This is a genomic window from Bradyrhizobium sp. WSM3983 (assembly GCF_000473045.1).
GTDB lineage: Bacteria > Pseudomonadota > Alphaproteobacteria > Rhizobiales > Xanthobacteraceae > Bradyrhizobium.
Genome location: NZ_AXAY01000001.1, coordinates 80,137 through 93,011, shown reverse-complemented (window position 1 = coordinate 93,011; position 12,875 = coordinate 80,137). Strand labels below are relative to the sequence as shown.

The window sequence follows — 12,875 nt, the reverse complement described above, 5'->3', positions numbered from 1 at the left end:
GGCTTACTATTTGCTCACTGATGGCTTATCTTTCGGCACCAGCACCGTCGCACGTAACCCAGGTCATGGCAGCTTGCGCTATTTCTTCGATGAGTTCGTATTTGACGCTGAACGGCGCGAACTGCACCGCGGGACGAACATAGTTTCCGTCGCGCCACGAGTATTCGATCTGCTCGACTACTTGATTTGCAACAGGGAACGCGTCCTCAGCAAGGAAGAGATTATCAAGGCGGTCTGGAACGGCCGTGTCGTATCTGACGCCGCGCTGACGACCCGGCTGAATGTGGCTCGGAACGCGATCGGCGATTCGGGCGATGAGCAGCGTCTCATCAAGACACTGCCGCGCAAGGGCTACCGCTTCATCGGACGCGTGCAGGAGGCGCAGGGGGACGCAGATCCAACCATCGCCGGTCGCCCGATAGAACCGCCTCAGCCGGCTCTCAGGCTACCTGATAAGCCTTCAATTGCGGTTCTCCCCTTCGTCAACCTGAGCGCCGATCCGGAGCAGGGATATCTTGCTGACGGAATGGTCGAAGACATCATAACGGCGCTATCTCACTTCAAGGCTTTGGTCGTCATTGCTCGGAATTCCAGCTTCACTTACAAGGGGCGCGCAGTCGATGTGAAGCAGGTCGGGCGTGAGCTTAGGGTGCGCTATGTTCTAGAAGGAAGCGTCCGCAAAGCAGCAAACCGCATTCGGATCACGGCACAGCTCATCGATACTGCAACCGGGGGACATCTTGGGGCGAACCGAATCGATGGTGGGCTTGGCGACATATTTGATTTGCAGGATCGAGTGACAGAGAGCGTTGTCGCCGCCATTGCACCGGCCGTGGAAAAGGCAGAGATCGAGCACACCAAGCGTAGACCGACAGAGAGTCTGGATGCTTACGCCTTCTATTTGCGCGGCATGACCAAGCTGTACCAGTTTTCCAGCCAGCGAGCGAACGAAGAGGCGCTACGCCTGTTCTATCGTGCAATCGAGCTTGATCCAGACTTCGCATGTGCTTACGGGCGTGCCGCCTCCTGCTTCGCCCGCCTAAAGGCTGATGCTTGGATCGTAGTAACTCCGAACGAGATAGCCGAGGTTGTGCGGCTCACTCGGAAAGCGATCGAACTGGGCAGAGACGATGCGATCGCGCTCGCCGCGAGCGGATGGGCCTTAGCGTTTGTCGTTCACGATCTCGGCGCAGCCGCCGACTTAATGGAGCGGGCGCTTGTGCTGAATTCCAATCTGGCGGAGGCGTGGCGTTTCGGCGGATGGGTGAAAAGTTGGCTCGGAGAGCCCGAAGCTGCAATCGAACGCTTCGCGCGTGCTATGCGCCTGGATCCCCTAGATCCACGGATGGGCGGAATGCGAAGCGGCGTCGCGCATGCATATTTCTTTGCCGGCCGCTACGAAGAAGCGGCAGGCTGGGCGGCAATGGCATTGCAGGACAATCCAAACTTCCAACCTGCGCTGCGCATCGCTGCCGCAAGCAACGCGATGGCTGGACATATGGAGCAAGCCCGGCATTTATTGGCGAGGCTGCGAGAGCTAAATCCCACGCTGGTCCTTTCCAATTTGAAAGACGGGTTGGGGCCTTATCAAAAGGCCGAGAACGTTTCCCGATACGAGGAGGGATTGCGCCAGGCTGGACTGCCGGAATGAAAACCGACATTCGGGTGGCTCACTTCAGCAACTGGCCCCAAAGCCGATGTCCAGACTTGGATGAGGATTGTCAGCTTGCGACCCATTGCGGGCCAGAACACTGGAGGTTCAGCGAGCCGGTTGGAGTACACCAATGATGAGGTGGACTGCCATCAGCTTTCTGGCAGAATGTCATCGTCCCGACGCTGCAGCCTCGCCGCAGCCTGTGCCAGATTGGATGTGGTGATCATTGGCATCAATGATCAGCAGGCACGGCGGATCTACCTATGCCTGTTGATCTTGAAATGGCCCCGACGTGCAATCGTCCGGGCCATTGTTGTGATCGGGTCAAATTGCCGGGTCCTACTGAAAAGTCAGACGATTGCGCTATCATCGATTTACCGTCAAACTCCGGGCTATCAGTCTTCAATCCGATCTGCGAAGCTGCGACAACACAAATGCGCTTGCAGACAAGCAAGCGCGAAGGGAGGTTCGCAGTGGAAAAAGTGCAGCGCTTGCGTGCGATGGGTTCGCTGTGCCGCCAACAGGCCGCCTACAACAGCATGAACAAATGGAAGCTGCTCGCAGAAGCAGAATACTGGGATCATCTGGCCGATCTTGAGTTGTCTTCTCACTTCCAACAATGCAACGCCGCTGGCTCGAATGAGATAGAGCAGCCTCAACCGATCACAAACACGAATGATGCTGAGCGGAAGACGATTTCCGCGTGAGGCCAGAACCAAGCTGTCGTTGCGTTCCGTGCCGCTGTACTCTCACAGAGAGCCGCGGGGATATAGATGGTGTCGTCGAGCTGTGAAGCAGGACGATTGCGCGCCCCGCATCGTTCGCCTGCGGCGCAAATTACAACGAGAGAAGGCGGCTCCGCCCCTACGGGCCTGCGACCTGTTGCAGCGTGTTGAAGCGCGCCTTCTGCTCGCTGCTCAGCGTGGCATAGAACTCGTCCAGCGCGGGCTCGACCAGCTTGGCGGCCGTCAGCATGGCCTCGAGCCGGTGCTGCATCGCCTCGAGCCGTCCGACCGGCGTCAGCGGTATATCGTTCGGGCAAGCCGCCTGGAGGCCTTCAACGCCCTTGGCTGTTGCTTCACTGAGGCGGTCGAGCGCCTCCTTCTGCTTGCCGGCGGGGTGGAGCACGGCCTCGATCCTTTGGATCGGCAACTGGGTCAGGCCGGATTTCGGATCGCCGCAGTTCTCGGCGCCGGCTTGCTGCTGCTGCGAGCGGTCGCCGACATTGGGGCCGAGCGCGTTGAAGCGGGCCTGCTGCTCGTCACTGAGCGAGTTGTAGAAATTCTCCAGTGCCGGTCGCACGATCTTGACCGCTTCCAGCGTCGCGTTGATGCGGTTCGCCATTGCCCGCAAGCGGCCAGGTGGGGTGAGTGCATAGGTCTCCGCGCAGGAGTCCTTGAACACATCGGCAGCCTTGGCTGCCGCTGCCTTCAACTCGTCGAGCAGCGCGCGTTGCTCCGGCGTCGGCCGCACCGCTTGCGCGATATCGGCAAGCGGCCAGGCGGTGACGCCCTTGTCCGGTGTGCTGCACAATTGCTGTAGCGTTTGCGGGCTCACGCTGGCGCGCTGGCGCACGCGGGAGCCGCCGCCGGCTTGCGGATAGTCATACGGGTTGATGCTGGCATAGGCCGAATAGGGGCTGTCACTGCCCCAGAACACGGTGTCGACGAAGTCGTCATACGCGTACGCCCAATAGCCGGGCTCGTAAGCATAGGACCAGAACGTGTAGTCGAAAATGTCGGAATAGGCGTAGGGCCAGAACACGGGCCCTAGCCATGCCACGAACACCGCGGGATGGCGGTGTCGCCAGGCCTGCCGGGGCGCCCAGCCGCTCTGGCGGGTGGTGAGCGCCGCTTGGACTTGCGCAGGGGCCTGCTCGCGGAAGCGCTCGCCAAATCGCCCGCGCTCGGCGGCCTGCGCAGCCGCCGCAGTAGCTGGCGTGCGCCCGGCCGGAGCCTGTAGTCCAAGCCGCTGCTGGCGCGTCAGGTCGCTTTGCTGCGCACGCTGCTCACGCTGAAGCAGGCGGTTCTGCGTCTGCAACGTCCGTTGCTGCTGGCGCAATGCCCGCGCGCCCTCCGGTTTCTGCGACTGGAGTTGCTGCACGCGCTGCTGCAAGCGATCGATGCGGGTCTGGCGCTCCGTCGTCTGGCGCGACAGCATGTCGCGCTGCCGCTGCTGGACTTGCTGCTGGCGCTGTTGCGCGCGCTGTTCGATCTGATCCCGCCGCGACAGCTGCTCGCGCGCAGCCGGCGGTGCGCTGGGGTGCGAGGGGGCGGCGATGTGCGGCATCGGCCCGGATGCCATGGCCGGGCGGTGCGGTGCTGCCGGCCCCGGGTGGAATTCAGGCCGCGGCGCTGCCACATGCGGAGCCGCCCGCGGCGGCGGGGCAGCGAAATGTGGGGTCGGGCGCGGTGGCGGTGGTGAGGCGATATGCGGCGCCGGATGTGGCGCCATGGCCGGTCGCTGCGCCATGGCCGGGGGATGGAATGCCGGTGCGGCGGGACGTGCCATGGCTGGCGGTGCCGCCGGACGGGCCATGGCCGGTGGTGCTGCTGGCCGGGCGGCCGGCGCTGCGGCGGGACCGGGTGGTCCGGCCCTTCCGTGGCCGGGTCCTTGGGCGAACGCGCCGACGCTCGTCGCCAGCATCGAGACACCGACTAAAACAGCCGTCAAGCAAACGCCACGCGGAAGCATGATTGTAGCTCCCAGCTCGTAATCGCCCACGATGTTCAACGCACAGGTGGCGGAATCGTTCGTTGTAGGCCACGGCCGGCATTGCGATCTTCCGTCGCAGCCAGCCTCAGGAGAAATCCTGCGTCAGGGTCGTGGCGAACCGCTCGAGCGCCCAGTCGACCTGGTCGCCGGTGATCACCAGCGGCGGGGCGATGCGGATCGTGTGCTCATGGGTATCCTTGGCCAGGATGCCCTTGGCCTGGAGTGCGTCGCAGTAGCGGCGTGCGCGGCCGGCTTCAGGATGCAGCTCGACCGCCAGCATCAAGCCGCGCCCGCGCACGTCGCGGATCGTATTGGCGCGGATGTCTTTCAGGCCTTCCAGAAAGCGCGCGCCCTGCCTGGCCGCGTTCTCGATCATGCCTTCCTCGACCAGCACGCGCATGGCGGCGCGCGCCACCGCGCAGGCAAGCGGATTGCCGCCGAAAGTTGAGCCATGCTGCCCGGGCTTCAGTGTGCCGAGCACTTCGTTGTTCGAGAGCACGGCCGACACGGGATAGAAACCGCCGGAGAGGGCCTTGCCGAGCAGCGTCACGTCCGCCTCGACTCCCTCATGCTGCTCGGCCAGCAGCTTGCCGGTGCGGCCGAGCCCGGTCTGGATCTCGTCGAGCACCAGCATCACGTTGTTGGCCGTGCAGAGCTCCCGCACTTTCGTGAAATAGCCGGCCGGGGGAATGATGACACCGGCCTCGCCCTGGATCGGCTCGACCAGAAAGGCGACGGTGTTTGGCATGATCGCCGCCTCCAGTGCAGCGGCATCGCCGAACGGGATGAGCTTGAACCCCGGCGCGAACGGCCCAAAGTGCTTGCGGGTCTCGGCGTCTGTTGAGAAGCCGACGATGCCCAGCGTGCGTCCGTGGAAATTATCGGCGCAGACGATAATCTCGGCCTGGCCGTCCGGCACGCCTTTCACCTCATAGCCCCATTTGCGCACCGACTTGATCGCACTTTCGACCGCCTCGGCGCCGCTGTTCATCGGCAGCACCTTGTGGGAGCCGGTCAGCGCCGCAATCTCTTCGTAGAAGGGGGCGAGCTGGTCGTTGTGGAAGGCGCGCGAGGTGAGCGTCAGCCGGTGGGCCTGCTCCACCATCGCCGCCAGGATCTTGGGGTGGCAGTGGCCCTGGCTGACTGCGGAATAGGCCGAGAGGCAATCGAGATAACGGTTGCCTTCGGTATCCCAGACCCAGACACCTTCGCCGCGCGACAGGACGACCCCGATCGGCTCGTAATTGTGGGTGCCGAGGCGCCTTTCCGTTGCGAGGAAATCAATGACCGACGAGCTCATTTTTCGTCACTCCATTGCTGCGCGCTGGCGTCGACCGGCTGCGCTCAACTTGATGTGGGTATCAGCCGGGACCTCCGGAAGCCTGCATGCGCTCGATGATGGGATGCAGCCTGATTTTCTCGAAATTTCAGATGGTTCTGCGAAGCCACAGGTCATCGTTCGCCGACCCGTGCTCTACTGTGCATGGGGTTGTTTTCGCAGTTTTGTTTTTGTGCCCTCAGCCGATCGCGCAGGGCACGCTCAAAAAGCCGCGGAACCGGACGCGGCCGCCGCGCACGGGCTGACCGTTCACGGCATAGTTCGGGAAGCGCGCCAGGAAACGCGAGATCGCAATCGCGCCTTCGAGCCGCGCCAGCGCCATGCCGGCGCATTGATGCGCACCGGTGGCAAAGGCGAGATGCCGGTTCGGCGTCCGCGCGACGTCGAAGCGTTCAGGATCGGGAAACTGCGCAGGGTCGCGGTTGGCCGCACCGATGCACAGCGTCACCGACGTGCCTGCCTCGAGCATGACGCCGCCAAGTTCGACCCGTTCGGTCGTCATGCGATTGCCGAGCTGGTTCGAGCTCTCGTAGCGCAGCATCTCTTCCACCGCGGTCTTGATCATATCGGGATTGTCGATCACCCGCTGCTTCTGGTCCGGAGTCCGATGCAGCGCGACGAGGCCGTTGCCGATCAGATTGGTCGTCGTCTCGTGGCCGGCATTGAGCAGGAAGATGCAATTGTGCAGCAGCTCCTTCTCGGTCAACCGCTCGCCGTTCTCTTCACCCTGGATCAGGCGAGTCAGCACGTCGCGGTCGGGATTGCCCGGCTTTTGACGCCGGCGCGCGACCAGCGTTTCGAGATAGGCCAGGAAATCCGTTACCGCCTTGTTGCCGCGCGCGCCGACCTCAGACGATACGACCGGCTCGAGCGCACCAAGGATCGCCAGCGACCAGTCGCGCAACGGCGCGCGCTCCTCATGGGGGACGTCGAGCAGATTGCCGATCACCTCGATGGGAATCGAGGCGGCGAAATCCTCGATCAGCTCGCATTGGCCCTTGGCGGCGATGGCGTCGAGCAACCCGTCGACCAGCTTGATGATGTCAGGCTCCATCCCCGCGATCGCGCGCGGCGACAGCGCGCCCATGATCAGGCGCCGCACCCGGGTGTGCGCCGGCGGATCGTTGAAGACGAGGCTCGTGGTGTGGTGCTCGTAGAGCGGGGTGTCGCCATATTTCGGCGCGAACTCGCGCTTCTTGTCCGAGCTGAACGACTTTGTGTTTTTGTAGGTGGTGACGAGGTCGTCGTAGCGGGTCAGGAACACGGTGCCGCTGGGCAGGCGCTTGACCGGCTCATTCTCCCGCAGTGCACGATAAGTCGGGTAGGGATCGTCGCAGAATTCGCTCGTCAGCTTCGCCAGATCGAAATTGGCCGCCGATTCTTTCGCATCTGCGTTCATGCGCCATACTCACCGGTTGAGACCGATATGCCGTTTTCGCTCTTTCGAGCCGTGTGGATCACCGTCTACAGTCTCGCCGCGATTTGCTAGCCGACCGGACAGGAAAATGCACGCCCGCGCTGACGCTTCCGACACGGCCCCGAACTGGCCGGACGATATTTTCGCGACCTTGCAGCGCTTCGACGTCCGGCAGGTGCCTTACGTGCCCGATGCCGGCCAGCTCGTGACCATGCGCGGCAAGTGGGGCGAGTTCAATCCATGGCAGGTGCCCAACGAGGCCTATGGCGAGACCGGCGGCCAGACCAGCCACACCTCCGCTGCTGCCGATCTCGTCGGCATCGCCAAGGCCTGTGGCATCGCCGACAGTCGGGCGATCTCGACCATGGCCGAGGTGGAAACCTTCGCCAAAGCCGTCCACGACCTCTCGGCCGGCCCGCGCTTTGCCAATGTGAAGATCGACAGCGCCAGCGTCGATCGGATCTTGCCGAGCCGGGATGGGACCTACATCGTCAACCGGATCCTCGGCGACCTCGGCTTCCAGCCGATCTGACAACGCCGGTTCCCGAAGCCCTGACCGGCCGCGGGCCCTCGGGGTTGTGTGGCCAATTCCCAACAAGTCAGCACCCATCTAGGTTGCGTCGCACCATTTGGCTTGACTTTGGCGTGGGTGAGTGCTTACTCACTAACATGAGCTCATTGCGTATGACGAGCGACCTGAGGCGTCAATTGATCCTCGGAGCCGCAAAGCGCTGCTTTGCCCGACATGGCTATACCGGCACCACGACCAAGAGCGTGGCGGCCGCTGCTGCCATTTCCGAGGCACTCCTGTTCAAGCATTTCCCGTCCAAGGCGGCGCTCTACGCCGAGATCCTCAGCGACGAGTGCGAGGCGGACCCGGCCTTGATGGAGCTGCTCGAGCGGGAGCCGTCGACGGCCACCCTGGTCGAACTGATTCGCGGGATGGTCCAGCATTTCCTGGAGATCGCCGACGGCCCCGACCAGGAGGAGGGCCAGCGCCTGCGACTGATGGCCACCAGTCATCTGGATGACGGCGAGTTCGCTCGTTTGCTATATGCCAAGATCGAGACGCTGATCGGAGCGATCTTCGTCGCCTCGCTGACACGCGCGATCGCCGCCGGCGATGCGCGGCCGTGCGGCATCGAACCGCTCAACCTGTTCTGGTTTGCGCATCACACGATGATGACCGCTGCGCTGACCAGGCTGCCCTCCGTGCCCTGTCTCGCTTATGGCAGGGCGAACGATCTGGAGCGGCAGCTCTGTGAGTTTCTCCTGAGAGGCATCGGACTTAACGACGCCGCAATTGCTTCGCATCTGGGCCGCGATCAGGCCGCGGGTGTCGGCAAGACGGCGATTGCAGAAAGCGCATGACATGAACATCGTAGCCGAACACAAGATTTCGGGCGAACCGATCGACAGCAAGGCCCCCAAGCGTCCGGTCCGGCCGGTGCTCTGGTTCATCATCGTCGGCGTGCTGCTTGGCGCGCTGGTTGGTGGCCTCGTCTGGTTCAATTATTTCCGCGGCCAGATGATCAAGCAGTTCTTCGCCAACAACAAGCCGCCGCCGACCTTGGTCAGCGCAGCCGAGGCGAAGTCGGAGGTCGTGCCGAACCTGCTGACCGCGGTCGGGAGCCTCGTTGCCGTACACCAGGTCGACGTCAGCGCCGACGTCAACGGCCGCGTCACCGAGATCAAGTTCGAGCCGGGCGCTCATGTCGAGGCCGGCATGCCGCTGGTGCAACTGTTCGACGGGCCGGATCAGGGCGATCTTGCCAATTACAAGGCGCAGGCGACCGTCGCGCAGCTTTCGCTGGATCGCGCCAAGCAACTTGCTTCGCGCCAGTTCGGTCCGCAGGCGACCGTCGATTCGGCCCAAGCCGCCTATGACCAGGCGTTGGCCGGCATCGCCAAGACCGAAGCGCTGATTTCGCAGAAGCTGGTGCGTGCTCCGTTCTCGGGCGATCTCGGCGTCCGCAAGGTCGAGGTCGGCCAATATCTGACGGCCGGCACGGCGATCGTGTCGCTGACCGATCTGTCGGTGCTGTGGGCCAACTTCACGGTGACCGAAAAGGACTCGGGCAATCTCAAGGTCGGCCAGCCAGTCCGGCTGAAGGTCGACGCCTATCCGGGCCGGACCTTCGACGCAAAGATCACCACGATCGAGCCGCAGATCGCCACCGACACCCGCAACATCCGGGTGCAGGCGACGGTGGTCAATCCGGAGAAGATCCTGAAGCCAGGCATGTTCGTTACGACCACGGTGGTGTTGCCGGACAAGCCGGCGGTGGTCACCGTGCCCGAGACCGCCGTCGACTACACGTTGTACGGCGACTCCGTGTTTGTGATCACCGAGAAAAAGGGAGAGGACGGCAAGACCAGCCTGAGCGCGGTGCGCACGTTCGTGCAGACTGGCAACCGGGTCGATGGTCGCGCTGAAATCGTCAAAGGCTTGAAGCCGGGCGACAAGGTTGTCGCCGTCGGTCAGCTCAAGCTGCAATCGGGCTCGGCTGTGTCGATTTCAACGGATCCGGCTCCGGCTATCCCGGCGCAACCGCCACGCTACTGACAATGCGCTCGCATGGTCCGGCGAGGCCGGATCATGCTTCATAAGCCCAAGAAATCGAGATCGAATAGAGATCGCCGCGATGGCCTTTACCGATATTTTCATCAAACGCCCGGTTCTGTCGGTCGTCGTCAGCCTGCTGATCCTGCTGATCGGTCTGCGCGCGGCGACGACGCTGCCAATCCGGCAATATCCAAAACTGTCGAACACGGTCATCAACATCACGACCGTCTATCCCGGCGCGTCCGCAGACCTGATCCAGGGCTTTATTACCACGCCGATCGAGCAGGCGGTCGCCTCGGCCGAGGGCGTCGACTACATGACCTCGTCCTCGGTGCTCGGCACCTCGACGATCCAGGTCTACATCAAGCTGAACTTCGATCCGAACCAGGCGCTGACCGAGGTGCTGGCCAAGACGAACTCGGTCAAATATCTGATCCCGAAGGAATCAAACGACCCGATCGTCACCAAGACCACAGGCCAGACCACGGCGGTGATGTATCTCGGCTTCTCGTCCGACGAGCTGTCGGGCTCGGCGATCTCCGACTACCTGACGCGCGTGGTGCAGCCGGTGCTGTCGACCGTCGACGGCGTCGCGTCCGCCGACATTCTCGGCGCCCAGAATTTTGCGATGCGGTTGTGGCTCGATCCGGTGAAGATGGCCGGCCGTAATGTGTCGCCGGCGGACGTCGCCTCCGCGATCGCCGCCAACAACTTCCAGTCTGCGGCGGGCCAAACCAAGGGCTATCTGATCGTCTCGAACATCTCGACGAATACTGACCTTGGTAACGTCGAGCAGTTCAAGAAGATGATCGTCAAGGCCAAGGACGGCGGCTTCGTGCGGATGGAGGACATCGCCTCCGTCGAGCTTGCTGCCCAGAGTACGGATGCGAGCGTCGCCTTCAACGGCGAGCACGCGATCTTCATTGGCGTGAACGCGACGCCGCAGGGCAACCCGCTGACGCTGGTCAAGGGCGTGCGCGCGCTGTTCCCGGAGCTCGAGCGTAATTTGCCGCCATCGATGAAGATGAAAGTCGCCTACGATTCGACCAAATTCATTCAGTCGTCGATCGACGAGGTCGAGAAAACGCTGGGCGAAGCCATCGTAATTGTCATCGTGGTGATCTTCCTGTTCCTGGCGTCGTTCCGCTCCGTCATCATTCCGGTTGTCACGATTCCGCTGTCGATGATCGGCGTCTGCACACTGATGCTGATGTTGGGCTTCAGCTTCAACTTGCTGACGCTGCTGGCTATGGTGCTCGCGATCGGCCTTGTGGTCGACGACGCCATCGTGGTGGTGGAGAACATCCACCGCCATCTGGAGGAGGGCAAGACACCGGTGCAGGCGTCGCTGCAAGGCGCGCGCGAAATCGTCGGTCCGGTCGTCTCGATGACCATCACGCTCGCCGCTGTGTACGCACCGATCGGCTTCCTCGGCGGCCTCACGGGTTCGCTGTTTCGCGAATTTGCCTTCACGCTGGCAGGCTCCGTGATCGTATCAGGCGTGATCGCCCTGACGCTGTCGCCGATGATGTGCTCGGTGCTCCTCAAGAACACCGAGGAGGGCCGCTTCGCCAAGCTGGTGAACCGCGTGTTCGGTGCTGTGACCCGCTGGTACGGCCGCAGGCTCGACCGGTCGCTCGACTACAAGGCCATCACCGGCCTGTTCGCAATCACGATCCTCGGGCTTGTTGGCTTCCTTTACATGCACACCTCGAAGGAGCTGGCGCCCGAAGAAGACCAGGGCATCGTCTTTGCGGTGACCAAGGCGCCGAAATATGCCAACATCGACTATGTCGATTTCTACGGCGAGAAGCTCGACAAGGAATTCCAGAAATTCCCCGAGACCGATCTTCGTTTCGTGTTGAACGGCATCAACGGGCCGCAGGGCGGTATCGCCGGTATGCTGCTGAAGCCCTGGGACGAACGGAAGCGCTCGTCGATCGCGCTGAAGCCGCTGGTTCAGGCCGAGCTCTCCAAGATCGAGGGCGTGCAGGCCTTCGCCTTCAATCTGCCGCCGTTGCCGGGCGGCCCGGGCGGCCTGCCGGTGCAGATGGTGATCAATTCGACCGCAGGCTTCCAGGCCGTCTACGAACAGATGGAGAAGTTGAAGGACGCCGCGCGCAAGAGCGGCATGTTCATCGTCTCCGACAGCGACCTCGCCTATAACCAGCCGACGGTGACGGTAAAGATCGATCGCAGCAAGGCGCAGGATCTCGGTGTCAACATGCAGAATCTCGGCAGCGCGCTCGCGGTGCTGCTGGGCGGCAACTACATCAATCGCTTCAATCTTGAGGGGCGGTCGTATCAGGTGATCCCGCAAGTGCCGCGGAGCCAGCGCCTCTCGCCGGAATCGCTCGGTGGCTACTACGTGTCGACTAACACCGGCCAGCAGCTTCCGCTGTCGACGGTGGTGTCGATCCAGACCAGGACCGATCCGAACTCGTTGACGCATTACAATCAGCTCAATTCGGCGACCTTCTCGGCCGTGCCGATGCCCGGCGTGACCGTCGGCGCCGCGGTCGATTTCCTCGAAGGAGAAGCCAAGAAGCTGCCGCAGGGCTTCAGCCACGACTATCTCGCGGATAGCCGGCAGTACGTGCAGGAAGGCAACCAGCTCGCAATTACATTCGGTTTCGCGCTGATCATCATCTTCCTGGTGCTTGCTGCGCAGTTCGAGAGCTTGCGTGACCCGCTGGTGATCATGATCTCGGTGCCGATGGCGATCGTCGGCGCGCTGATCCCGCTGTTCTTCGGCGCGGCGACCATGAATATCTACACCCAGGTCGGTCTACTCACCCTGGTTGGCCTGATCACCAAGCACGGCATCCTGATGGTGGAGTTCGCCAACGAGCTTCAGATTAACGAGCGGCTCGACCGCCGCTCGGCCATCGAAATGTCGGCCCGCATCCGCCTGCGGCCGATCCTGATGACGACGGCCGCGATGGTCACGGGTCTGATCCCGCTGCTGACGGCAACCGGCGCCGGTGCGGCCAGCCGCTTTTCGATCGGCCTCGTGGTCGTTGCGGGCATGTCGATCGGCACGCTGTTCACGCTGTTCGTGCTGCCTGCGGTCTATGTCGTGCTGGCGACCGACCATCGCGCGGCGGCCGATTCCGAGCGTAACAAGCAGGTCAACGAGGTCGATCTCGACTCCAAGGTGCTGCGGCCGACCTGACCAAGGCCC

9 protein-coding genes are annotated in these 12,875 nt (G+C 62.7%); 6 read left to right on the top strand and 3 right to left on the bottom strand.

What is annotated here, in order from left to right; genetic code table 11:
• Positions 1–73 precede the first annotated feature (73 nt).
• Positions 74–1,651 carry a winged helix-turn-helix domain-containing protein gene (locus tag YUA_RS0100415; protein WP_027528849.1) on the top strand — a complete coding sequence of 526 codons (1,578 nt, stop codon included), beginning with the start codon at positions 74–76 and terminating at the stop codon, positions 1,649–1,651.
• A gap of 266 nt (positions 1,652–1,917) precedes the next feature.
• Complete coding sequence (locus tag YUA_RS52480; RefSeq protein WP_371259859.1) at positions 1,918–2,361, top strand: hypothetical protein; 444 nt, start codon at positions 1,918–1,920, stop codon at positions 2,359–2,361.
• 157 nt (positions 2,362–2,518) lie between these two features.
• On the opposite strand, the gene YUA_RS43270 is transcribed toward YUA_RS52480, so the two are convergent.
• From YUA_RS43270 to YUA_RS0100395, 3 genes are all read right to left on the bottom strand, one after another.
• Entirely contained in the window at positions 2,519–3,943 is a 1,425-nt protein-coding gene (locus tag YUA_RS43270; protein ID WP_245285079.1) for a Spy/CpxP family protein refolding chaperone, read from the bottom strand.
• A 511-nt stretch (positions 3,944–4,454) separates the two neighbouring features.
• Positions 4,455–5,669: an ornithine--oxo-acid transaminase gene (gene rocD, locus YUA_RS0100400; protein ID WP_027528846.1), complete on the bottom strand. Its 1,215-nt coding sequence runs from the start codon at positions 5,667–5,669 to the stop codon at positions 4,455–4,457.
• 217 nt (positions 5,670–5,886) lie between these two features.
• Positions 5,887–7,107, bottom strand: a complete 1,221-nt coding sequence (locus YUA_RS0100395) for a cytochrome P450 (RefSeq protein WP_027528845.1) — start codon at positions 7,105–7,107, stop codon at positions 5,887–5,889.
• A gap of 106 nt (positions 7,108–7,213) precedes the next feature.
• Between YUA_RS0100395 and YUA_RS51505 the strand changes: the two genes are divergently transcribed.
• The 4 genes from YUA_RS51505 (at position 7,214) to YUA_RS0100375 (ending at position 12,866) form a co-directional block, all read left to right on the top strand.
• Positions 7,214–7,657, top strand: coding sequence for a hypothetical protein (locus YUA_RS51505; RefSeq protein ID WP_084291871.1), 444 nt, complete (start codon positions 7,214–7,216; stop codon positions 7,655–7,657).
• 137 nt (positions 7,658–7,794) lie between these two features.
• Positions 7,795–8,496 carry a TetR/AcrR family transcriptional regulator gene (locus YUA_RS0100385; protein ID WP_084291869.1) on the top strand — a complete coding sequence of 234 codons (702 nt, stop codon included), beginning with the start codon at positions 7,795–7,797 and terminating at the stop codon, positions 8,494–8,496.
• A 1-nt stretch (position 8,497) separates the two neighbouring features.
• Positions 8,498–9,691: an efflux RND transporter periplasmic adaptor subunit gene (locus YUA_RS0100380; protein WP_027528843.1), complete on the top strand. Its 1,194-nt coding sequence runs from the start codon at positions 8,498–8,500 to the stop codon at positions 9,689–9,691.
• Between the two features lie 79 nt (positions 9,692–9,770).
• Positions 9,771–12,866, top strand: a complete 3,096-nt coding sequence (locus YUA_RS0100375; RefSeq protein WP_027528842.1) for a MexW/MexI family multidrug efflux RND transporter permease subunit — start codon at positions 9,771–9,773, stop codon at positions 12,864–12,866.
• Positions 12,867–12,875: the final 9 nt, after the last annotated feature.